The sequence below is a fragment of the uncultured Acetobacterium sp. genome, assembly GCF_927416815.1.
In the GTDB taxonomy this organism is placed as follows: domain Bacteria; phylum Bacillota; class Clostridia; order Eubacteriales; family Eubacteriaceae; genus Acetobacterium.
In genome coordinates this window covers 1-23799 of record NZ_CAKMJU010000009.1, presented here as the reverse complement: position 1 = coordinate 23799, position 23799 = coordinate 1, and the positions used below count along the sequence as shown (strand labels likewise).

The 23799-nt window shown below is 46.2% G+C and carries 23 protein-coding genes; 18 read left to right on the top strand and 5 right to left on the bottom strand.

The window, feature by feature from the left end; translation table 11 throughout:
- The 15 genes from QZ998_RS01830 to QZ998_RS01760 form a co-directional block, all read left to right on the top strand.
- Positions 1 to 556 (top strand): group II intron maturase-specific domain-containing protein (locus QZ998_RS01830; protein WP_296557537.1); only part of this gene is annotated, 556 nt, incomplete at its 5' end.
- A gap of 247 nt (positions 557 to 803) precedes the next feature.
- On the top strand, positions 804 to 1358 hold the full coding sequence (locus QZ998_RS01825; RefSeq protein ID WP_296557535.1) for an XRE family transcriptional regulator: 555 nt from the start codon (positions 804 to 806) through the stop codon (positions 1356 to 1358).
- A 338-nt stretch (positions 1359 to 1696) separates the two neighbouring features.
- On the top strand, positions 1697 to 2914 hold the full coding sequence (locus QZ998_RS01820; RefSeq protein ID WP_296557533.1) for an acetylornithine/succinylornithine family transaminase: 1218 nt from the start codon (positions 1697 to 1699) through the stop codon (positions 2912 to 2914).
- Between the two features lie 449 nt (positions 2915 to 3363).
- Complete coding sequence (gene hemL / locus QZ998_RS01815) at positions 3364 to 4650, top strand: glutamate-1-semialdehyde 2,1-aminomutase (RefSeq protein WP_296557531.1); 1287 nt, start codon at positions 3364 to 3366, stop codon at positions 4648 to 4650.
- Between the two features lie 327 nt (positions 4651 to 4977).
- On the top strand, positions 4978 to 5769 hold the full coding sequence (locus tag QZ998_RS01810; RefSeq protein ID WP_296557530.1) for a sirohydrochlorin cobaltochelatase: 792 nt from the start codon (positions 4978 to 4980) through the stop codon (positions 5767 to 5769).
- A gap of 30 nt (positions 5770 to 5799) precedes the next feature.
- Positions 5800 to 6558, top strand: a complete 759-nt coding sequence (cobM, locus tag QZ998_RS01805) for a precorrin-4 C(11)-methyltransferase (protein WP_296557529.1) — start codon at positions 5800 to 5802, stop codon at positions 6556 to 6558.
- Positions 6491 to 7618: a cobalt-precorrin 5A hydrolase gene (locus QZ998_RS01800; protein ID WP_296557528.1), complete on the top strand. Its 1128-nt coding sequence runs from the start codon at positions 6491 to 6493 to the stop codon at positions 7616 to 7618. Before cobM ends, QZ998_RS01800 begins: the two co-directional genes overlap by 68 nt.
- Before the next feature lie 122 nt (positions 7619 to 7740).
- Positions 7741 to 8478, top strand: a complete 738-nt coding sequence (gene cobJ / locus QZ998_RS01795) for a precorrin-3B C(17)-methyltransferase (RefSeq protein ID WP_296557527.1) — start codon at positions 7741 to 7743, stop codon at positions 8476 to 8478.
- Complete coding sequence (cobK, locus tag QZ998_RS01790) at positions 8475 to 9239, top strand: precorrin-6A reductase (protein ID WP_296557526.1); 765 nt, start codon at positions 8475 to 8477, stop codon at positions 9237 to 9239. The genes cobJ and cobK overlap by 4 nt, the downstream gene beginning before the upstream one ends.
- 30 nt (positions 9240 to 9269) lie before the next feature.
- A complete protein-coding gene (locus QZ998_RS01785) occupies positions 9270 to 10772 on the top strand; it encodes a cobyric acid synthase (RefSeq protein WP_296557525.1) in 1503 nt (500 codons plus the stop codon).
- On the top strand, positions 10769 to 11782 hold the full coding sequence (gene cbiB, locus QZ998_RS01780; protein WP_296557524.1) for an adenosylcobinamide-phosphate synthase CbiB: 1014 nt from the start codon (positions 10769 to 10771) through the stop codon (positions 11780 to 11782). Before QZ998_RS01785 ends, cbiB begins: the two co-directional genes overlap by 4 nt.
- A gap of 129 nt (positions 11783 to 11911) precedes the next feature.
- A complete protein-coding gene (locus QZ998_RS01775) occupies positions 11912 to 12955 on the top strand; it encodes a threonine-phosphate decarboxylase (protein ID WP_296557523.1) in 1044 nt (347 codons plus the stop codon).
- 2 nt (positions 12956 to 12957) lie between these two features.
- Complete coding sequence (cobU, locus tag QZ998_RS01770) at positions 12958 to 13512, top strand: bifunctional adenosylcobinamide kinase/adenosylcobinamide-phosphate guanylyltransferase (RefSeq protein ID WP_296557522.1); 555 nt, start codon at positions 12958 to 12960, stop codon at positions 13510 to 13512.
- Between the two features lie 88 nt (positions 13513 to 13600).
- Entirely contained in the window at positions 13601 to 14293 is a 693-nt protein-coding gene (locus tag QZ998_RS01765) for a DNA alkylation repair protein (protein WP_296557521.1), read from the top strand.
- A gap of 266 nt (positions 14294 to 14559) precedes the next feature.
- Positions 14560 to 15669, top strand: coding sequence for a BMP family ABC transporter substrate-binding protein (locus QZ998_RS01760; protein ID WP_296557520.1), 1110 nt, complete (start codon positions 14560 to 14562; stop codon positions 15667 to 15669).
- A 70-nt stretch (positions 15670 to 15739) separates the two neighbouring features.
- Here the strand turns inward: QZ998_RS01760 and QZ998_RS01755 are convergent, their stop codons facing one another.
- Positions 15740 to 15862, bottom strand: coding sequence for a hypothetical protein (locus QZ998_RS01755; protein ID WP_296557519.1), 123 nt, complete (start codon positions 15860 to 15862; stop codon positions 15740 to 15742).
- A 181-nt stretch (positions 15863 to 16043) separates the two neighbouring features.
- Here QZ998_RS01755 and QZ998_RS01750 point away from each other — a divergent pair, with 181 nt between their 5' ends.
- Positions 16044 to 18044, top strand: a complete 2001-nt coding sequence (locus QZ998_RS01750) for an SEL1-like repeat protein (RefSeq protein ID WP_296557518.1) — start codon at positions 16044 to 16046, stop codon at positions 18042 to 18044.
- 201 nt (positions 18045 to 18245) lie between these two features.
- Here QZ998_RS01750 and QZ998_RS01745 read toward each other — a convergent pair whose 3' ends face one another.
- From QZ998_RS01745 to QZ998_RS01730, 4 genes are all read right to left on the bottom strand, one after another.
- Positions 18246 to 19496: an ABC transporter permease gene (locus tag QZ998_RS01745; protein ID WP_296557517.1), complete on the bottom strand. Its 1251-nt coding sequence runs from the start codon at positions 19494 to 19496 to the stop codon at positions 18246 to 18248.
- The gene (locus QZ998_RS01740) at positions 19483 to 20211 is read right to left on the bottom strand and encodes an ABC transporter ATP-binding protein (protein WP_296557538.1); all 729 of its coding nucleotides are present in this window, start codon (positions 20209 to 20211) and stop codon (positions 19483 to 19485) included. The genes QZ998_RS01745 and QZ998_RS01740 overlap by 14 nt, the downstream gene beginning before the upstream one ends.
- Before the next feature lie 3 nt (positions 20212 to 20214).
- Positions 20215 to 21135: an HlyD family efflux transporter periplasmic adaptor subunit gene (locus QZ998_RS01735; protein WP_296557516.1), complete on the bottom strand. Its 921-nt coding sequence runs from the start codon at positions 21133 to 21135 to the stop codon at positions 20215 to 20217.
- A 470-nt stretch (positions 21136 to 21605) separates the two neighbouring features.
- Entirely contained in the window at positions 21606 to 22658 is a 1053-nt protein-coding gene (locus QZ998_RS01730) for a HAMP domain-containing sensor histidine kinase (RefSeq protein WP_296557515.1), read from the bottom strand.
- Positions 22659 to 22819: 161 nt separating this feature from the next.
- Between QZ998_RS01730 and QZ998_RS01725 the strand changes: the two genes are divergently transcribed.
- Both QZ998_RS01725 and QZ998_RS01720 read left to right on the top strand, forming a co-directional pair.
- The gene (locus QZ998_RS01725) at positions 22820 to 23146 is read left to right on the top strand and encodes a hypothetical protein (protein ID WP_296557514.1); all 327 of its coding nucleotides are present in this window, start codon (positions 22820 to 22822) and stop codon (positions 23144 to 23146) included.
- Between the two features lie 82 nt (positions 23147 to 23228).
- Positions 23229 to 23729: an SEC-C metal-binding domain-containing protein gene (locus QZ998_RS01720; RefSeq protein WP_296557512.1), complete on the top strand. Its 501-nt coding sequence runs from the start codon at positions 23229 to 23231 to the stop codon at positions 23727 to 23729.
- Positions 23730 to 23799: the final 70 nt, after the last annotated feature.

Genomic DNA, 23799 nt, shown 5'->3' with positions numbered 1-23799 from the left:
GCGAACACTCAGTCACATCGCACCGTTTATCGAAGGAAAGCTATTCCTGAAAATAAATCGGGAGAAGACGAAAGTGGCAAGGATCACTACAGTAAAGTTTCTCGGATATGGATTTTACACCTACCGAGGACAAGGCAGGCTCAGAGTACATCCCCAGAGTATCCAGAAACTGAAGGAGAAAATCCGGAAGATTACGGGACGAAGCAATGGCATGGGAATAAGACAGCGAAAAGAAAGACTCCTGCAACTGGTAAGGGGTTGGGTCAACTATTTCAAGCTGGCGGATATGAAAAGTATCCTCAAGCCGCTGGATAAATGGATGAGAAGCCGGATCCGGATGGTCACCTGGAAACGCTGGAAGAAAACAAAAACACGCTTTGTTAACCTCAAACGATTAGGTTTGGATGAGAAAAGGGCGTGGATGTGGGCAAACACAAGAAAAAGCTATTGGCGTACAGCCCATAGCCCCATCTTAAAGAACACCCTGTCCAATCAGCGCCTGAAACAGGCTGGGTATCCCAATTTATCGGATTATTATCTGCAAGTAAAGGTGTAAACTTTGGAAGCGCCGTATACCGAACGGTACGTACGGTGCTGTGGGAGGTCGGCTAGTCAATTAATGACTAGCCTCCTACCCGATCGTAGGGTCTGACCCCTTGGTCACAACATGATGTAATAATTGTCGGTACTGGGTTATCACTGTTTATTCTTATAATCGCCCGCCAAAGATTTTTGGCTAGTCGTTGATTTTAGCTGGTGGTTAAGTTAAACTAAGCCTTAGAGAAAGATGTGAGGCGAAGATGATGGATTACTTAAATAAAAATATTTCAATTAATTTAAAAGCGATCCGCCGCGAAAAAGGCATGAGTATGGATGCGGTGGCAGAGCAGACTGGCGTCAGCAAAAGTATGCTGGGTCAGATTGAACGGGGCGAGGCTAATCCGACCATTGGTACCCTGGGCAAGATTGTCAGTGGCTTGCGGGTTGATCTGGCCGATCTGACCCGGACACCGGGGGTTGATGTCTATGCCGTCAACCGCGAAAAACTGATCCCGACCAAAGAGGTGGCTGGTCAGTATGCGGTCTACACCTATTTTCCCTACGAAAAAAACCGGCTGTTTGAAATCTATGCGGTTAGAATTGAACCCGGAGCCTCTTATGTCAGCGGCGCCCACGGGCAAGGAACCAACGAGTACATTGTTGTCCACGCCGGGGAACTGACCCTTGAGATCGACAATGCCTTGTACCAGGTAAAAAAAGAAGATGCGATCAGTTTTGGCACCGCCGTTACCCATACCTATTGGAATAAGGGCAGCGAACAACTAAAGTTTATTATCCTGTTTGTCTTTAAGCAATAATCGCACGGCTTGGCCTGGCTATGTAGCGACAACAGTAGCGTCTGAAAAAGTTCAGTATAATGCACAAGCTATTGTCTTTTAATGTTCTAAACATCTAGATAATGGGTTTTTAGATAAATTTCATAAAATATTAACCTGCGTGTTGACAACATAGTGCACACGTGTTATAGTGTACTTATTACTCGACAGAACGAAGGCGTTCGAAACATGATGGTTCATGTTCCGGCGTTTTTTTTGTTTTCTGACATTTATTTCAGAGATTTATTTTTAGACCAACGATGAGGTTCGTCTAAAAATAAGCACACCACGCATGAACTAAAAGGGAAAGGAAATTTGCAATGAAACTAAAAGACACCGGACTGACCAAAGAAGAATTAAAGCAAAAAGTTGCCACCTATATGATTGAAACTTACGAGCGGTTTGATTTTATCGCCGAAACAGCCAAGGATATGTATATTTATGATGAAAATGGCGAGGCCTACCTGGATTTTTATGCCGGGATCGCCGTTAACAGCACCGGCAACTGCAATGAAAAGGTGGTCGCCGCGGTTCAGGATCAGGTTGCTGATGTGATTCACACCTTCAACTATCCTTACACCATCCCCCAGGTACTACTCGCTGAAAAGATCTGTACCAGCATTGGTATGGACAAGATCTTTTTCCAGAACTCCGGGGCAGAATCCAATGAAGCGATGATTAAAATGGCCCGTAAATATGGGGTCGAAACCTACGGGCCACAGCGCTATAATATTGTCACCGCGCGGATGTCCTTTCATGGCCGCACCATGGGTGCCCTCAGTGCCACCGGCCAACCCCACAATGCTTGTCAGATCGGCTTTGGCGAGATGACACCGGGTTTTTCCTACGCCGATTTCAATGACCTGCAGTCCTTTAAAGACGCTGTTAATGACAACACCATCGCAATCCTGATTGAACCAGTGCAGGGGGAAGGGGGAGTCCATCCAGCTACAATGGAGTTTATGACAGGACTTCGAGCCCTCTGTGATGAAAAAGGCTTGCTCCTATTACTCGATGAGGTGCAAACCGGCTGGTGCCGCACCGGGGCGATTATGTCTTATATGCATTACGGCATTAAACCAGATATCGTTTCAATGGCCAAGGCCATGGGCGGCGGGATGCCAATCGGCGCCATCTGTGCCACCGCTGAAGTAGCCAAAGCCTTTACCATGGGTTCCCACGGCACCACCTACGGCGGCCATCCGGTCTCTACCGCCGCTTCATTAGCGCAGATCAATGAGCTGCTCGACCGCGACCTGGCCGGCAATGCCCGTCAAATGGGAGCCTATTTTATGGAACAATTAAAGGCCCTGCCCAAGGTCAAGGAAGTCCGCGGACAGGGGCTGTTAATTGGGGTAGAATTTGAAGAGGGGATCTCAGGCGTCGATATCAAGCACGGGGTGCTGGAGAAAAAACTGCTGATCACCGCCATTGGCAACAACATCATCCGGATGATTCCACCACTGATCGTCTCCAAAGAAGACTGCGACAAGGCCTACGGGATCATCGAAGCAACCGTTAAAGAACTGATCAACTAAGCGCGTTACATTATCGTATGTGGTTAGAGATAGTCATATCAATTAAATAACACATTATAAACAATGGGGTTTTTACAGCTTTCTGCTGCCGGTCTTTTTTAACGACCGACAGTAGCAGGCTTGTAAGAACCCCGTTTTTTTATTGGCAAGGGCAAACGTGAGCAAACGAATGATCAAAACGCTATTTTAGAACAAAAGCAGTACCGACAATTGTTACATCATGTTGTTTGCATCGGGGCGAACAGGTTGATAAACCTGTCCGATCCTTCGCGAAGGCAACGAGCCAATCACAAACTTGCTTGTAGTTGGCGACTGCCCGCGACCAATGCGAAAGGAGCATAGCGGATTTCGCATGGCGCAGCGAATAACAGATTAACAATTGGTCGGTACGGTAGAGAGCAAACACCTGAGTTTTACACGATAGTGAAATAATTATTATTGGAGATATTATGAATCGAGAAAAATCAGAAAAATTATTTATTGAAGCAGAAAAGGTTATTCCCGGTGGCGTCAACAGTCCGGTGCGGGCCTTTAAATCAGTCGACATGCCACCCGTTTTTATTGACCATGGCAAAGGCGCCAAGATTTATGATGTCGACGGCAACGAATACACCGACTATATCTGTTCCTGGGGACCACTTATTTTAGGTCACGCCTCACCGGTTTACTTTGAAGGGATTCAAGAAGCACTTCAAAAAGGAACCAGTTTTGGTGCCCCGACTGCCATTGAGGTGGAGGTTGCCAAGCTGATTACCCAAGCCTATCCCTCAATGGAAATGGTGCGGATGGTCAGTTCCGGAACCGAAGCGACAATGAGTGCACTGCGGGTCGCCAGAGGCTATACCGGACGCAATAAGATCATCAAATTTGAAGGCTGCTACCATGGCCATGCCGACGGACTGCTGGTTAAATCCGGGTCCGGCACCCTGACCTTTGGGGTGCCTACTAGTGCAGGAGTTACCCCGGGAACGGCTCAGGACACCTTAGTAGCAACCTATAACGATATTAAAAGTGTCAAAGCCCTCTTTGCCGAAAATCCTAGCGAAATTGCCGCCGTCATCGTCGAACCGGTAGCCGGTAACATGGGGGTAGTGCCACCCGATCTGGAGTTTATGAAAGCGCTGCGGGAAATCACCACAGCCGAAGAAACGGTGTTGATTTTTGATGAAGTCATCACCGGCTTTCGCTTAGCTTATGGCGGTGCTCAGGAAGTTCTGGATATTAAACCGGATATGACCACCTTAGGAAAAATTATCGGCGGCGGCATGCCGGTCGGTGCTTATGGCGGAAGTCGCGAGATCATGGCAACCGTAGCACCCTTAGGCGGCGTTTATCAAGCCGGAACCCTCTCAGGAAACCCGATTGCCATGAAAATGGGACTCAACACCCTGACCTACCTGCGGGACCACCCCGAAGTTTATACCGAAATGGAAGAAAAGGCTAAGCTGCTAGAAGCCGGCTTTAAAGCCAACATCGAAAAAACTGGCGTCAAAGCCCAGATGGTTCGTTTCAAAGGCATGACCTGTTGCTTCTTTACCGATGTGCCCATCGATGGCTATGCCGCCGTGATGACCTCGGACACCAAAGCCTATACCAAATATTTCAAAGCCATGCTGGACGCCGGCAACCTGATGCCGCCAGCCCAATTCGAAGGTATTTTCCTCTCATCTGCCCACACCCAAGCAGACATCGAAAAAACCATCGCAGATCACTATCAGGCATTATTAAGTTTATAAGTAAAAAATAAAAGCATTAATATGCTTTGCTGTCAGAACAAGTACTTTGTTTTTTTAGGCGCCTAGAAATAGACATAATTGATCCAACCTAAAGCTGTTGATAAAAAAATGATGTAGTACCGACAATTGTTACATCATGTTGTACGCATCGGAGCGGACACGGCATCGCCTGTCCGATTCCGCGGCGAACAACAGATTAACAATTGGTCGGTACGGTAACATTTGACAAACCTTAGCCGGTACGAAAACAGTTTAGTATTTAGGATCGTCAGCAAAGCTAACCCAAGTTCTATAATAACAAAAAAACATAAATAGGAGAACCACTTAATGGAAAAGAAAGCGTTATTGGTCATCAGTTTTGGTACATCTTACACTGAGACCCGAAAAAAAACCATCGAGGCAACCGAAAAGCATTTACAAAATGCATTTCCGGATCATGATTTTTATCGAGCCTTTACCTCACGGATGATCATTAATAAACTCAAAAAACGTGACGGCGAAGCAGTCGATGTTCCCCAGGAAGTCTTAAAAAAACTCAAAGCAGCCGGTTATACCCATGTTCAGTGTCAAACGACCCATATCATCAACGGCTATGAGTATGACATTACCTTAAAAGAGCTGAAAGCCTTTGAAAAAGACTTCGAATGCCTGACCTTGGGTCGGCCACTCTTAACGACGGTGGAAGATTACGAAGAAACCGTCGACATCGTCATGAAACAAATGCCCAAGCTTAAAAATGGTGAAGCCCTGGTTTATATGGGCCATGGCAGCGACCACCACGCCAACTCAACCTATCCTTGTCTGGATTACATGTTTAAAATGAAGGGCTATGAGGATGTTTATGTGGGAACCGTGGAAGGTTTCCCAGAGCTGGAAAACATTGTCCCGCTGTTACAGGAGAAGAAATATAAAAAGATTTATCTGGCGCCCTTTATGCTGGTAGCTGGCGATCACGCCATTAATGACATGGCCAGTGATGAAGAAGACTCATGGCGAACGGTTCTCGAAGAAGAGCGGTTTAAGGTGGAGTGTATCCTCGAAGGCCTGGGTGAATATGCCGGCATTCAGAACATGTTTTTAGATCATTTGAAAAAAGCCCAACCCGTTGCAGAAATGTAAGGACATTATAAAATTTAGGAGAAATTAGTTATGAATACAGTATATATGGTGGGTGCAGGCCCAGGAGATCCAGAGCTGATTACCGTTAAGGGTCAACGCATTGTTAATGAAGCAGATATCATTATTTATGCCGGTTCTTTAGTCAATAAGGCGATTATTGCCGGACACAAAGCGGATGCCGAAATCTTTAATTCGGCATCGATGACCTTAGATGACGTTATCGCCGTGATCAAACGAGGAACTGAAGAAGGCAAGAAAATTGCTCGCGTTCACACCGGTGATCCGTCTATTTATGGTGCGATCCGTGAACAGATGGATCGCTTAGAAGAACTCGGAATTCCCTTTGATGTGATCCCCGGGGTCAGTTCCTTTGTCGCATCAGCAGCGGCTCTAAAAAAAGAATTTACCCTGCCGGATGTCTCCCAAACGGTTATTTTAACCCGACTCGAAGGACGAACCCCAGTTCCGGAAAAAGAAAAGTTGGAAGATCTGGCTTCCCATCAGGCATCGATGTGTATCTTTCTATCAGTCCAAATGATTGATGATGTGGTAGCGCGACTGATGAAGCATTATGCCCCAACGACGCCGATTGCTATTATTCAACGAGCCACCTGGGAAGACCAAAAAATTGTCATGGGTACCCTTGAAACGATTGCTCAAAAAGTAAAAGATGAAAATATTACCAAAACCGCTCAAATTTTAGTTGGTGATTTTCTGGGAAATGAATATAGTTTATCAAAGCTGTATGACCCTAGCTTTACCCATGAGTACCGTCAAGGGGTTGAGTAAAACCATGAAAACCGAGAAGTGGGCGATTGTCACCCTGACCCAGGATGGCATGGTTCTGGCTAATCGGCTGGCAGAGCATCTTGATGACCATGAATGCCAGATCTACACCAAGGAAAAATACGCCAACGAAACCACCAAAATTATAACCACTGATATTTCTACCTTTATCGGCAGCATCATCGGAGAATACCAGATCATTTGCTGTATTATGGCAACTGGCATTGTCGTTCGAGCGATTGCCCCCCATCTCAAACATAAATCTTCCGATCCGGGGATATTGGTTATGGATACACAAGGAGATTTTGTCATCAGTCTGCTGTCCGGCCATTTAGGTGGCGCCAATGACGCCGCCCGGCTGGTGGCTAAACGACTTTCGGCTCAGGCGGTAATCACCACTGGCACCGACGTTAAAGGAACCATGGCTGTCGATGTACTGGCCCAAAAAATTAATTGTAGGATCGATGATTTTACTGCGGCCAAAGACGTTACGGCACTGATTTTACATGGCGATCCGATTGTCTTAGTTAATTTGGAAAACTGCGATCTAGATGCGGTTATCCTGCCTAAGAACATTGAAACGGTGGCGGATTTAAGCGAGCTTGCTAAATATCGGGGTGCGATCATTACGACTTTAGCGACCAACAAAGCGGATCTGCCAATCCCCAGTGTTAAGCTGGTTCCGCGGAAATTGGTGGTGGGCGTGGGCTGTCGCCGGGATACCCCGGGAGAACGGATCATCGAGGCGATTGGGGAGACCCTAGCGGCACTTAATCTCAATCAAAAAGCGATCAAATCGCTGGCTACCATCGGCTTAAAAGCTGAAGAACCGGGAATTACGATGGCCTGTGAATTTTTCAAGGCCAAAAAAGTTATCATCCCCAATGAAATGGTGCAAATGGTGCAAAGCCGTTTTGAATCATCGGATTTTGTTTTTAAAACCACCGGTCTATACGCCGTTTCCGAACCCTGTGGCTTTGTCGCCTCCAGTTTTGGGAAATGCCTGCTGGAAAAACAAAAACTGGATGGGATTACCCTATCAGTGTGGTTGGATGAAAACTAAGGAAATAATTGCTAAAGCTATAATATAAATAATCATTGCCTTGCTCTCTGCTGCACACAAGCAGAGCGTAAAGCGTAAGCAAGGATGATAATAACAAAACCTTGTTAAAAAAAGGAGAAAAGATGAGCAAAATTTATGTCACCGGGATTGGTCCCGGACTGTACGAACATATGACCGAGGCGGCAAAAGCCAGCTTGGAAGATGCCGATGTTATTGTCGGTTATAAAACCTACATCGATATTATTGCCGATTTAATTGGTGACAAGGAAGTCCTTTCTTCGGGGATGCGACGCGAAATTGACCGTTGTGAAAAAGCCCTGGAACTAGCTGAACAGGGTAAAAAAATCTGTCTGGTTAGCAGCGGCGATGCCGGTGTTTTCGGGATGGCTGGGATTATGTTAGAAATCGTTGAAGCAAAAAACAGCGATGTTGAGGTTGAGATTATCCCCGGTATTTCGGCCGCCAACGCCGCCGCTTCAACTCTGGGGGCGCCGCTGATGCATGACTATGCCGTCATCAGCCTTAGCGACCTGCTGACCGACTGGGCAGTCATTGAAAAACGTCTGCACTGCGCCGGTCAAGGTGATTTTATCATCAGTCTCTATAATCCCAAAAGCAAGGGTCGACCGCACAATATTGAAAGTGCCCAGAAAATTCTATTAGAATATAAGGCACCGGAAACCCCAGTGGGAATTGTTCGTAATGCCAAACGGAAAGACGAGTCTTATGTGATTACCACCCTGAAAAAAATCCATGAAGCTGATATTGATATGTTTTCGATGGTTATCATCGGCAATTCCAAAACCTATGTAACCCGCGATCAATTAAAAATGATTACCCCGAGAGGTTATCAGCTGTGATTCTGGTACTGGGAGGAACCCTCGACAGCCGCGTATTAACCGAACTGCTGCTTGAAGAAGGGAAAGAAGTCTGTTACTCGTCGCTAACTAATATTGCCACCGATCAGATCACAGAAAACCCTCTTCTGACCAAGATTTCAGGACAATTGGATGCCGGTACGCTGCGGGAAACGATTACTATTTACAATATCAATCTCTGTATTGATGCCACCCATCCCTATGCCCGGGAAATTTCCGAAAATGCCATTTGGGCCTGCGAGGCTATGAATATTGACTATATTCGGCTCGAAAGACCTTCGAATATTGATGATGGAACCGATATTGTGGTCTATAACAGTTATGAAGAAGCCCGCGACTATTTAATCGGTGCAATGGGTAATAGTGACAAAAATATTTTATTGACGACCGGCAGCCGGCAACTGGAAGCCTTTGAAGGACTGCCTAAGGATCGCACCTATATCCGGGTTTTACCGACCGTCGGGGTTTTAAAAAAATGCGAAAACCTGGGCTATAAAGCCCGCCATATCCTGGCACTGCAAGGCCCGTTCTCGGTGGAAATGAATGTCGCTACGATGAAAGAATATCAGATCGGTTTTGTGGTTACCAAAGATAGCGGTGATGTTGGCGGGATCCCTGAAAAGGTTGAAGCCGCCCGATTGGTTGACGCAAAAATCTTATTCATCCGCCGACCCCTGCTAGCTTACCCCCGGGTCATTTCATCCGTCGAAGACGCGGTCGTCTGTGCATTGAAAAACCATTAAAATTTTAAGTTGAGGAAAAAAGGAGAAGACATGGCGAAAAATATTATGTTTATGGGTACTGGGTCGTCAGTTGGAAAAAGTCTGATCACTGCGGCTATGTGCCGGATACTTAATAACCACGGTTATCAGGTAGCACCCTATAAATCCCAGAATATGGCACTCAATTCGTTTATCACCAATGATGGCAAAGAAATGGGTCGCGCTCAGGTGGTTCAGGCTGAATGCGCCCGAATCGAGCCGCAGGTGGAAATGAACCCGGTGTTGCTTAAACCAAACTCTGACGTTGGCTGTCAGGTTATTTTGATGGGAAAGGCAGCATTCAATATGGACGCGATGGATTATCATGCCCATAAACCGAAGCTGGTTGAGATTGTCGTTTCAGCCTATGACGCTCTGGCTGAGGGAAAAGATGTTATTGTAATTGAAGGCGCCGGAAGTCCGGCCGAAATCAATCTGCGAGACAATGACATTGTCAACATGGGACTGGCAGAATTGGTCGATACCCCGGTGGTACTGATTGGCGACATCGACAAGGGCGGTGTTTTTGCCTCGATTTATGGCACAATTATGTTATTGCAACCCGAAGAACGCGCCCGGATAAAAGGCTTTATCATCAATAAATTCCGTGGTGATGTGGAGCTGCTAAAGCCGGGCATCAAAATGATCGAAGAACTGGTCAAGGTGCCCTGTATCGGCGTGATCCCCTATAAACGCTTTGTTATTGATGATGAAGATAGCGTCAGCGAACGGTTTGATAATAATTCCGAAGGCCTGATCACGATTGGGGTGGTCTATTTACCCCATCTTTCCAACTTTACCGATTGCACCGCCTTTGAAATGCACCCTGATGTGAAGGTGGAATACTACCGCAACCAGCGCGACCTGCAGCTGGCCAACCCGGATCTTTTAGTGATCCCCGGCAGTAAAAACACCATTGATGACACCTGCCATGTGATTAGTAACAAGATGGGCGATGAAGTCCACCGGCTCCACGATTGTGGGGTACCAATCGTGGGAATCTGCGGCGGTTATCAACTGCTTGGCAAAGAAATTCGTGATCCCTTCCAGGTCGAATCAACCAAGGGCAGCATTGCCGGTTTGGGATTATTAAACATTGTCACAACCATAGAAAAAGAGAAACGAACGGTTCGGACAGCCGGTAAGATTCAGGGTAACTTCATGGGGATAGAGCTGGTTGACATGGAAATCGAAGGTTACGAAATTCATATGGGTATTAGTGAAGCGCTCGATCAGGCCAAGCCCTTTGCAATACTCGAAGATGGTACTATCGATGGGGTGATCGCCGAAGATGGGACTGTGATGGGAACCTACCTCCATGGTATCTTTGACAACGATGGCTTACGGGAAAAAATCATTGAAGCGCTGCGCGTCAAAAAGAATTTAGAAGCTGGTCCGGCAGCCTTTGATTTTAAGGCCTTTAAAGAAGAACAATATGATCTGTTGGCCGAGATGGTCGAAGCGAATCTGGATATGGAACAAATAATGGAAATCATTGGAGAAATTAAAAATTGAATTTAATTGAAGGACTTCCCCTGGGTTTAGGGGGAGGTTTTTGGTTTTTGCTGATACTGATCGGTGTGTTGTTGGATTGGCTGATCGGGGATCCTCCCTGGCTGCCTCATCCGATTATCGCGATTGGGAAAACGATCGGCTTTTTAAATAAAAACCTGAATCATGGCAAGCATAAAAGAGCCAAAGGTTTTTTACTGTTATTTTTAGTTCTGGGTCTGACCGGAGCGATTGTCTTTGGTCTGCAATGGCTGCTTTACAGCATTAACATTTATCTGTACATCGGCTTTAATCTTTACTTGATTGTTACCGCGCTGGCGGCTAAAACACTGGCTATTGAAGTGCGTAAAGTGATGACCGCCTTAATGAGTGGTGATATTGAAGTTTCCCGGGTTCAAGTGGGTTATCTTGTCGGCCGAGATACCTCACAACTAAAGGAAAAGGAAATCATCCGGGCAACGGTTGAGACCACTGCCGAGAATACCATTGATGGGGTTTTAGCACCGATCTTTTATCTACTGCTGGGAGCCTTGATGCCAGTGCCCTGGTTGAATCCAGTGATGTTGGTAATGCTTTATAAAGCAACCAATACCCTCGATTCGATGGTCGGATATGTTCAGGAGCCTTATAAGGACTTTGGCTATGCCTCGGCAAAATTTGACGATCTGATCAATTTTATTCCGGCCAGGGTCGGCAGTGTCTTTATGCTCGTTGCCGGGATGTTTTTGGGATATACCTTTAATGATGGTTGCCGCATTTTTAAGCGGGATCGTCACAACCACAAGAGTCCTAACTCGGCTCATCCAGAATCAGTGGTAGCGGGGCTTTTAGGCATACAACTCGGCGGAACCAACCAGTATTTTGGGGAAACGCTCGAAAAGCCGACCATTGGGGATGCCAAAACCCCGCTGGAAATATTGGATATTCGCGAAACCATTACCATTATGTATGGTAGCGAGGTTGTCCTGATGGTTTTTGCGACCTTAATGGCAGTGATCATTTATTCGGTTTAGGTAACTGGAAAATCATTGAATTTCTACTAAGTGAGTTTGCACTAAGTGAATTTGACTAAGTGAATTTGCAATCATTGAATTTAAGCAAAAAAAATAGATAAAAGAATCTGAAATAATTGGAGTGTCAACATGAATAAACACGGCGGGTATCTGGGCGAAAACAAAAAAATGCTGGATTTCAGCGTCAATATTAATCCCTTAGGAATTCCTGCGGGAATCCGGGAAAAACTGATCGCTGGCATTGATGAGTTGGTCAAATATCCAGAGATCACCGGCCTTTCAGCGATTGGCAAGATTGCCGATGATCTGGCGGTGCAACCGGAAAATATCATTCTCGGGAATGGCGCGATTGAGCTGATCTATCTTTTTGCCAGAAGCATGGGGCCGGGGAAGGCACTGATTGTTCAACCGACCTTTAATGAATATGAACGGGCATTAAAGCTTTACGGCTGGGATGTGGTTCACCATGTCTTAACCGAGCAAGATGATTTTACCATTAACCCGGAAGCATTAACGGCGGTCATCAAAAACGAAAAGCCCCAGGCAGTATTTTTATGCAACCCCAATAATCCGACCGGGCGGCTTTATGGAAGTGACTTTATCAGACAAATGATAGCCCATTCGGGACCCGAAATCAATTGGTTTCTGGATGAATCCTTTATCGATTTTTCTGACGAAAGCGGTAGCCTCTCATTGGTCAAAGAAGCGAAACAAGCGGTCTTTATCTTAAAATCGCTGACTAAATTCTATGCCCTGCCGGGTTTGCGGATTGGCTATGGGGTCGGTCTTGCTGGGATTATCAAGAAAATGGAAGGCTTTAAGGAGCCTTGGACGGTTAATGCCCTGGCTTTGATCGCGGCCACCGGGGTCTATGATGAAAAAGACTATGCCAAACAGACTAAAAGCTATATTCAGGGGGAAGGTCAGCGGGTCTTTAACGCCTTAAGCCAGATTAGAACGCTCAAGGTTTACCCCAGTGGTGCTGACTTTCATCTTTGTCGGCTGTTAAAGGGAACCGTCGCAGAGCTGCAGATTGCCCTTGAAAAAGAGGGCATGTCCTTGCGAACGTGTGAAGATTTTATCGGTCTGGACGATTCATATTTTCGGATTGCCATTAAAAAAGAAGCAGATAATACCAAGCTGTTGACTTTTCTTAAAAACTGGAGGAATTAATAATGGGTCACTTAATATTTGTTACCGGCGGCGCCCGTAGCGGCAAGAGTAGCTACGCCGAAAATATAGCCCGGGAAGCGGGCAAGCCAGTGGCTTATATTGCTACGGCGATCGCCTTTGATGATGGCATGAAAGACCGCATCGCCAAACATCAGGCGCAGCGACCCGAGCAATGGGGAACCATTGAACAATATAAGGATTTTCAGACAATGATAGACAATCCCATTTTTGAACAAGCTGAGATTGTTTTGTTTGATTGCCTGACAGTAATGACTACCAATAATATGCTCGATTTTCCGGTCGATTACGACACTTGCGAGATGGATAAGGTCGCCGAAATCGAAACCGCCATAAAGATCGAAGTGGAAAAACTACTGGACGTCTGTCAGGATAAAACCCTGATTGTGGTCTCTAACGAGGTCGGTCTGGGTCTGGTGCCGGCCTATAAGCTGGGCAGCTATTTCCGGGATATTGCCGGGCGAATGAATCAACTGGTTGCCGGCCGGGCCGATGAAGCCTATCTGCTGGTTGCCGGCTTACCGTTGAAATTAAAATAACTGTCAGCAAGAGCCCCTTTTGGGCGGCAATCATGATTGCTGCCCAAAGGGGCTTTTGTTTTATCTGAAATAACAGGGGGAAATAGAGATGGATCAAAAAGTTTTAAGAGCTGAGCTGATGGCCTTAGCTGAGGAAAAATACCGGAAGTTTTCCAGTGGTTTAAATCCGGGAACCGATACGATCTTAGGGGTGCGCCTGCCAGCGCTTCGGAAGATCGGCAAAAGCATTGCCAAAGGAGACTGGCGATCCTATTTGGAAACCGCCCGGGATGATAGCTTTGAGGAGACCATGCTACAAGGGATGGTGATCGGTTATGTGGATGTCGAACTGCCAGAACGATTGGCGCTGATCGAAGCCTTTATCCCAAAGATTGACAACTGGTCAGTCTGCGATAGCTTCTGTACTGGCCTGAAATTCACAAAAAAGCATAAAGAGGAGGTATGGAATTTTTTACAACCATACCTCCAATCCAATGAAGTTTACGAGATCCGTTTTGGGGTGGTGATGTTTATTGCTTATTTTGTTGAAGATCTTTATCTGGAGCCGATGTTTCGAAATTTCAATGCCATTGACTGCGACAACTATTATGTGAAGATGGCGGTTGCCTGGGCGATTACCAGCAGTTTTACGGTTTTTCCGGAAATGACCATGATTTATCTCAAGGCCAACAATCTGGATGATTTTACCTACAATAAAGCCTTGCAGAAAATCACCGAATCGCGGCAGGTAAATCCGGAGATGAAGGTGCGGATTCGCTGTATGAGACGGAAAAAAAGATAGCATCGGTGATTGAAAGCGACCGGTGTGTACTAACTTATTAAACGATGTAACATCCCCAGATCATAGAAATTAAATATTAAAAGTTTGCAAACATGACAGACGAAAGTCCCATCATAAAAAGTGGACTTCAAGGTAAACGACTGATAATATGGTTTTAGGTTCAAATGTTAAGAAAACAGTGGAAGAAACGATCGCGGCTAAAGGGTGATCGACTAGGAGATCGAGATAGCCAAGGCTGAAAAAATGATTCAGAAAAGGAGTAGCAAATGAAGAATAAGAAAAAAACAATTGGGGTAATTCTTGGGATCGGTATGATATTGATTAGTGTCCTGGGCTGTACATCACCAAAAGACACCGGGGTAAGCTCGTCAGCAGAGTCTTCAGAAAAAATTGAACTCGCCTTGATTACCGATCTTGGCCACATTGACGATCGATCTTTTAATCAGGCGGCCTGGCAGGGTGTCCAACAATATGCCAAAGAAAACGGAGTAACCTATGCCTACTACGAGCCGGAAGAAGGCACCACCGATTCCTATGTTGAAAGCATCGATCAAGCCATCGCAAAGGGTGCTAAATTAGTTGTTTGTCCCGGCTATTTATTTGCAAGCGCGGTTTTTATTGCCCAGGATCGCTACCCTGATGTTGCCTTTATTCTGGTCGATGGGGAGCCCCACGATGCAGCAAATACGGTTTCAAAAACTGGTGAAAACGTCTTGTCAATTCTCTATCAGGAGGAACAGGCCGGATTCCTGGCTGGCTATGCCGCTGTCAAAGATGGTCACCGCAAACTTGGTTTTATGGGTGGACTGGCCGTTCCCGCAGTGATTCGTTATGGCTATGGATTTGTTCAGGGGGCTAATCTAGCAGCCCAGGAATTGGGAATTGACACCGAAATTAAGTATAACTATACGGGCACCTTTATTGGCAATCCGGAAATCCAGGCGAAGGCTGCTGCCTGGTATGCTGAGGGAACTGAGGTAATCTTTACATGTGGCGGCGCCATCGTGGAATCCGTGATCGATGCCGCTGAGGAGCATGACAATGCCAAGGTCATTGGCGTCGATGTAGATCAGAGTGACCTATCTAAAACAGTGATCACCTCGGCCATGAAGATGGTCACCAGTTCTGTTTATAGCGGCATTCAAGATTACTACAGCAATGCGTTCGCGGGCGGCACCACCCAGACATTTTCAGCCGCTAACAATGGAATCGGTCTGCCTATGGATACTTCAACTTTTAGAAGTTTCTCCCAGCAGGATTATCAGGATGCCTACGCCAAACTTGTTTCCGGGGAGATTGGCGTTGCCAATCAAACCGAGGATTCTACGACCGCCGATCTGCCCCTGTTGGCGACCACGGTTACCTACATTAAGTGAATCAGATGGTCTAGCCAGTTTAGCTGGCAAGCGTTTTTTAGGGATTTGCAAATTAGCTGCTAAGACAGTATTATTCATACCGCAGGGCATCAATTGGATCCAGCTTGGCGGCCTTATTGGCCGGATAAAAGCCAAAGAAGACCCCGATTGCCATTGAAAAAACAAGGGCAATGAATAGTAAATATCTGAACATAAATTGTCCGTAAACAAGAAAAGAATATCAGACAGTCAGGAATGGGTCGTAAATGGAAAAGTGCACAATTTATAATGCTGCCTGGGGCGCTGCTGCAAAAGTAGGTCAGGCGGTAAGTGACGGATCCGGCTAATAGTATAGAAGTAATTTTATTCCATCAGAATACCAAAGGAACCGAACAATGAAAAATTGGAATCATCAGCCCTCAGGCGATATCGAACTCACCATTGAAAGCGAAGCTTATCTTGAGCTCGCAAAAGACGATCTTTTAATACACCAATACGATGATGCCCGACAGGAGCTTGAAGTTGCCGTCAGGAGCGCCAACCCACAGGCAGAATACCTGCTGGGGGCTCTCTATGAGCAGGGGCTTGGTGTTGATAGGGACAAAGAAAAGGCGCTTTTATGGTACCATCGTGCGGCGGAGCATGGCTACGCCCCTGCCCAAACTGCCGCCGCTGCGTTGTATCTTGATGGGGACGATGTGCTGGCGGATTATGCCGAGGCCTACCGTTTGCTCACATTGGCAGTGCAAAATAAAGACGTTGATGGAAATGAGGGGTCGTCGTCGCTGTCTGCGGACTTAACGCATGCAGTGGAATGGATCGATGAAGACGCGTGCGGGATGGCGGTGCAAGAAGGATGTGCTGAATACCTGCTGGGATGGATACACGTAGCCGGTCTTGGGGTAGAGATTGACAGTGACAAAGCCATTAGCTGGATGGAAAAGGCAGCTCAAAAAGGATATCAGGCCGCTGTTTTTGAGCTTGCACAGAGAAGCACATATGGGATTGATATCAACGAAATCTGGGCGAAAAAGGCGGTAGAGTATGGCGAATACTATCCGCTTATCAGTGTTGCGTTAAGATATCTAGACAGTAATGCCGCCCCGCAGGACAGCGAAAAAGGGTTGTCAATTCTCACTGAGCTTGCCGACAAGGGGATCGGTAGCGCACAGATCACGCTGGCAGAATGCTTGATCAAGGGAAAAAGCACGCCCAAAGATGCGGATAAAGCACTTCATTATTTATCGCTGGCTGCCAAAATGGGCGATGCGAAATTAATTACTGGTCTGGGCATCGCATTGTACAAGTCTGAAGAAATAGAGATAGCCCCGGACTTAGCTGTAAAAAGCCTGGAGTTGGCAGCTTCTGCGGGAGATGATGAGGCGCTGGTTGAGCTCGGGAATTTGTACTTTGACGGCGCGGGTGACATGGCGCCGGATCAGGAAAAGGCTTTCACATATTTTGTCCAGGCCGCCGAGAAAGATGTCCCCAACGGTTGGGAATGGGTGGGTCACTGTTTGTATGAGGGCAAAGGGGCTCCGCAAAACAGGCAAGAAGCCTTGATTTGCTATGAAAAAGCAGCCAAGCAGGGTCTTTATAACAGTTACTACATGATGGGGATGATTTACGGCTATGATGAGACATTATTCAATTATGAGAAAGCGGTCAGCTGTTTTGAAAAATCGGCAAAATTGGGTCAGACTGATGCGCTTATACGACTGGGAACCATGCATTTACACGGCGTCGGCGCGATACCACCGGATCAGCAAAAGGCTTTTCACTATTTTATCCAGGCAGCGCAAGCGGATAATGGCCTCGGCTGGGAATGGGCGGCTTACTGCCGTTACTGGGGCTATGGTACCCAAGAAAACAGGAAAAAAGCGCTGCAGTTCTATCACAAGGCGGCTCAAAAAGGCTCGTGCCACAGCCAGTATATGCTGGGTTATATTTATGGCTATGATGTCACACCGCCTGATTTTAAAAAGGCGGCCCGCTGGTTTAGAAAAGCAGCCCGGCAGGGACACAGCGATGCCCAGCTTAAATTGGGCTTTTACTACCACCACGGGCGCGGTGTCAAGCAAAATTACAAAACCGCATTTAAGCTGTTTAACCAAGCCGCGGCTCAAGGCCATGCCACCGCCATGCACAATATCGGCGACGCCTATGAAAACGGATATGGCGTGGAAAAGGATGAAAAACAGGCGTTTACCTGGTATCGGAAGTCCGCGGAGCTGGCTGACAAGTGGGGGATGTTTGGTGCAGGCCGACTCTTGTTTGGTGGCATCGGCACGCAACCGAATCAGGTAGAAGGCCGACGCTGGATAAGCAAAGCCGCTGAAGCCGGTTTACAGGATGCCATCGAATGGAGACCACAATCGATGCCAGACGCTCCTTGAGTGAGATGATAAAAGAGGAAAGTAGAATGACTACGTATACGATTCCTGCCTGTTATCAAGGGGTGGATGAGATTTTTAATGGGCTTGAGATGCTTAAGTAAAAAAAGCTTCATCCATCGCTTCAAAATGAAGTGGAGGATGAAGCTTTTAAACGATCAGATCCAATTTTACAGAATTTCCCAGGCGGATAAAGCAGTGCAGTTACTCATACCGCAGGGCATCAATCGGATCCAGCTTGGCAGCCTTATTGGCCGGATAAAAGCCAAAGAAGACCCCGATGACCATCGAGAAGCAGAGGGCAATGATCATCGGGCCAATGGGCGGTGTTGACGGGAATTTCATCAGGGTACTGCCCATGATTCCGAGGACGGAACCAAGTCCTACGCCGATCAGCCCGCCAATCAGGCAGATGATTATCGCCTCGATAATAAATTGGCTGCGAATCGCCGAATTGCGGGCACCTAAAGCCTTACGGATGCCGATTTCCTTGGTTCGCTCAGTGACCGATACCAGCATGATGTTCATCACCCCAATCCCGCCGACTAGCAGTGAGATTCCGGCAATCACCGAGATTCCCAGGGATAAGGTGGCAAGCATTCCGGTGGCCTCGCTGGCGATCGCTTCTAGACTTTGAACCTCGATGGTGAAATCAGACGTGTTTGCCAGCGTTTTAATAAAATGTTCCTTGCTGGTCTGAGAAAAGGCGGCTGAATCGGTGCCGGAGGTCGCCATGATGGTAAAATTCGTGTATCCGGAAACAGTGGCTGTTTCGCTGTTTAAAGCCATCGCGGTTGAAATCGGAATAAAACACTCGATCCGGCTTTCGTCACCCATATAAAAAAGCGGATTATCAATGACCAGCTTTTCATAAACCCCAATGACGGTATAGGTTTCATCGGTATTCTGGGTATCGACTTGAATTTCCATCCCCAAAGCATCGCCATGAACCCCAACCAGGCTGTTGCGGATGGTAGTATCGATGATGACGACACGACGGTCACCTTGAATATCGCGGGGGGTGATAAAGCGTCCCTGGACCAGGTTGATATTATTAACCATGCCATAGTCGGGGTTGACCCCGGTGAGGGTGACGTCCCGGTGAATATAACCTTTGCTGAGCTGGCCGGCGCCTAACGGACTGGAGGTACTAATCGCTTTAACCTCGTCAGCATAGGTTGATTTAAAGTTTTCCAATTCTTCCGGGGTCACATAGTCATCGTCTTGAAATGCCGAAGCCACCTCGTAGTTCTTCGCACTCACGTAGACCATAATATTTTTCCCGCCGATTTTGTCCATCGTTTTTGAGACCGAGCCAGTCATCGCCGAACCGAGGGTAGAGATCGCCATCACCGAGGAAATCCCGATGATAATACCCAGCATTGTTAACAGCGCCCGCATCTTATTGGCGCGCAAGCCCTCCAGGGCTAGGCGGATATTTTCAAACAGATTCATAGTAGCCCTCCAATTGATATTGGCTATTCTTGCGGTTATCGACAATGGCACCATCCCGAAGTCGGATGGTTCGTTCTGTTTCTTGAGCCAATTCGGCATTATGGGTAATCAGAATAATGGTTTTACCCTGTTCCTGATGGAGTCGATGAAAAATATCCATGACCAGGCGGCCGGTATGGGTGTCTAGTGCTCCAGTTGGTTCATCGGCCAGAATAATTGCCGGATCATTAGCCATCGCTCGGGCGATCGCTACCCGTTGTTTTTGTCCGCCCGATAATTCATTGGGACGATGATGGGAACGGCCGCTCATTTCCACCAGTTGCAGGAGTTCAGCGGCTCGTCGCGATCGCTCGCTGCGGGGGATGCCGCCGTAAAGCATCGGCAGGGCGACATTTTTTAAGGCGGTCGAACGGGGAATCAGATTAAAGGTCTGGAAGACAAAGCCGATTTTCTTATTGCGAATTTTTGATAGCCCATCGTCGCGGACATTTTCCATCGGCAAATGATCCAAGTAATATTGCCCCTTGGTGGGGCGATCCAAGGCACCCAGGATATTCATCAGGGTCGATTTGCCGGAACCGGAGGCACCGACAATCGATAAAAACTCACCTTCATAAACATCCAGATCGATACCATGGAGAATTTCCAGTTCATTGGGGGTTCCCAGATAATAGGATTTGACGATCCCCCGCATTTCAATAATTTTATTTCGCATCATTTATACCCCCGCTTCGACAGCAACAGCCATTCCCGGCACAACAGTTTGAGGCTGGACGACGATTGCCATTCCGACACTGAGCTGATCACCGGCGATTTCGATTAATGAATCGGTTTCCAGACCCGTGGTTACCGGAATCGATTCGACTGTGAAGGAGCCTTGCTCGACAGGATTTTCTTTGGCAAGATAAATACAGGATTGACCGGAATCATCGATTACCAGCGCCTCATAGGGAACACAGAAAACATCATTACGTTCTTCGCTGACAATGTTTAAGCGACTGGTCATCCCGATTTTTAATCCGGTGGTATCGGCGGGCAGATCAATTTCAACCTCGAATTCAGCCTTGGTTGCTGCTGAATTGGCAGTGGTGGTTTCGTTTTTGATGGCCGTTGGGGCGATTTTAGTCAGGTTGCCGGGGAATACCTGATCTCCGGTGGCATCAGATTTAACTAACACCGGCATGTTTTTGTGAATATGATTGAGGTCTGCTTCCTTAATCTTGCCCCGAACCTTAAGGTCGTTGGTGTCCTCAATGGTAAAAAGTTCGCCATTAGCAAGGTTGCCTTTAACGGCGTTCATCGCCGTGATGGTTCCACTAGTAGTAGCCTTGACGTAGCTGTAGCTGTCATCAGCTTTATTGTAGAGCTGACATAACCAATCGTCTTTATCGACCCATTGACCAACCGAAACATAAAGTTTTTCGATTTTGTCATTGCTATTATCGCTGATTTTGACGGTTGTATAGCTTTCGATCACGCCAGTGGCAGAAATCGTGTTTTGCAGGTTTGCCTTTGCCAGCGGGGCGGTTTTTACAGCAATTTCAGGAGTGGGCTTGGAATTGGCATAAACATAGGCACCCCCGCCTACTAATAGGGCTACCCCGATCACAACACATAAAATAATTCCTTTTTTCTTCATAACATCTCCTCTTAACTTTTCTTGGTTTTTTAAATTAAAAACTGGTTCTTAATTTTTCGTATTATTGTATTAAGTAACTAATACAATAATACGAAATAAAGTGATTGTCAAGCACTTTATTTTTACTGATTGTCTATCCTAATTTTTATTCGCAGCGGATTTGCTGATAGTTTAAGTATAAGCGTTAATTATGAAGATCGGGTTAGTCAAATTCTTAAGACTTTTTGACAATAAAAAAAGACTCCGGCGGGAGTCTCAGACAGTCAAAAAAGATAACCTAGTACCGACAATTGTTACATCATGTTGTGACCTAGGGGTCAGACCCTACGCATCGGAGCGGACATGGCAGTGCCTGTCCGATTCCGCGGCGAACAACAGATTAACAAGGGTCTGACCCCTCGGTCATTGGTCGGTACGGTAGTTTATCGACAACCTCAGAATCCAGCGGGAGTCTTAAATAACGCGAGAAATTACTGATGAATGGGCAGAATCAGTTCGACCTTAAATAGCTGGTTGAGCTGATAGTAGTCGATCCGTCCCTGATGGCGGGAGATGATTTTTCGGCAGGAGTCCAGGCTGGAACCCTCAGCACCAATGGTCTTTTTGCCAGCAGCTTCGGGGTTTTTAATGGTTTTATTCCGCAGAATAATGCAGAGTTCGTTTTTATTGAGAATCAGGCCAAAATCGATAGGCTTGTCGGGATCGGCATACTTAATAATATTAGAAGTCAGATAGTCAAAAATCCGTTGTAGCTGTTCGAGATCAACCCAAAGGGAGAAATCCCGTTCAATGCAGTTTTCCTCGACAACATCGTATCCAGCTTCTTTTAGTACCTGGGTCGAAGAATTTAGTAGCTGATGAATCAGGGGTTTTCCATTGTAGACCTTGAACTGATAGTAGCCCTTGCCATTATCGGTAAAGGCGTGCTCAAAAAGATCATCAATAAAGCTGATAATCTGATATGTTTTTTTCAGGGCGATCTTTAAGTAAGCTTCTTTTTTGGAAAAGTCACGTTCATCAGGGTTTTGAATCCGTTCAAGATAGCCGATGATCCCGGTTAAGGGGGCATGAATTTCGTTGGAAACAGAAGTAATAATATGGTGATTTTCCATCTTGGCAAGCGATTCGGCCTTGCTTTTAGCCTCATACAAATCATGGATCAGGTTCACGTTATTAGCAATATCAGTGAGTTCGTTATTGCCCTGGAGCGGGATATACGAGTCAAAGTTCTCGGCGGCAACTCGCTCGGAGCCCTTTTGCAAGGTTTTGAGATAGCTTAATTTCTTGCGAATTAAACGGGATATGATAATATAAACCAATAAACTGGGTATAATTGTAAACAGGATGCTAAACAAGGGGTTGTCGCCTAAAAGGGGTAGCAAAAAAAGATTCAAGAACACATTTAAGATAATAGCAGCAACTAATGCAAAACTCAAATATTTTATAAAGACCGAGACCAATTGCTCATCTGGTCGATGCTTACTGTTTTTTAGTTTCGTTTGGTCTGGTTTGTTGTTTTTCAATTTAGTATTCCTTTCGATTTGTTTTATCATACAATCATTGTAAACTGTAATACGATTATAATCAACAAGAGCATTTAAATTTAAGCAGCCTTAAGCAAAACCAGCCTGGCGCTGTTTATATAGAAGTGATTGAGATCTATAAAAAAAATTAGGAGGACAAGATGAAAAAAAGAATTGGCTTGGCAGTCGCGGCGATCCTGGTAATGGGTGTAGTCGTTGGTTGTAACAGCAACGCCACGACGACATCCGATGAAATGGCGGACAGCGTCAGCTTTACCGCCACCATTGACGAGGTTAGTGATACAGAACTGCTGGTAACAGTATTGGATGATGAGAATTTTAATCAGGCCAGGGTTAATATGCAGGGCTTTGACAGCCTCGATTTTGTGCCAGAGAAGGGTCAGACCATCAAAATGTCGATCAAGAATCAGGTCGGCATGAGTGAGCCTCCCTTTGTGAATCCGATTACCATTGAATTGGTCAAGTAATTTAAGGGGTTTGTCAGAAAATGGTTTAACTCCCGGTAGTTTTGCGATATAATTAGACTAGACTACTATGAGGAGAAATTGAATGAGTTTATACGATGCTTGGAAAAACTACATCGAAGAGAATTGCAACACCCAGGAAGAACAAAATGCCTTTTGGGAAAAATACTGTGCGGATGAAAAAGTTCTGTACCAGAAGATTCTCGAGGAGAAAATCACCACCATTTCCGGTGTGGTAGAAGATCTGATTAACGAAAGCAAGATGGTTCCGCCCCAGTACATGGGCTTTTTGGATGGTATCAGCGATAGTCTGACAGCGCCCATTGATCTTGAGACGATTGAACTGGATTCCCAAATTAAGTTGGAAATTGATTTTGCCAAGCTTTATAAAAATATGCTGGCAGTTCCGGCCGACTGGCTTTATAGCCTGGAGGAATGGGATAACTTTTTTACAGAAGAGCAGCGGATTGAGCTGGAAAAAGAATACAAACGATCAAAAACCGTGGTCAATGAGGTAAAGGTCGGCCGAAATGACCCCTGTCCTTGCGGTTCTGGCAAAAAATACAAAAAGTGTTGCGGACTTTAATTGCATCAAAAAAAGAGCGAAAGCTCTTTTTTTATTTAATAGGAAATTACGCAAAACAAGAAAAAATAAA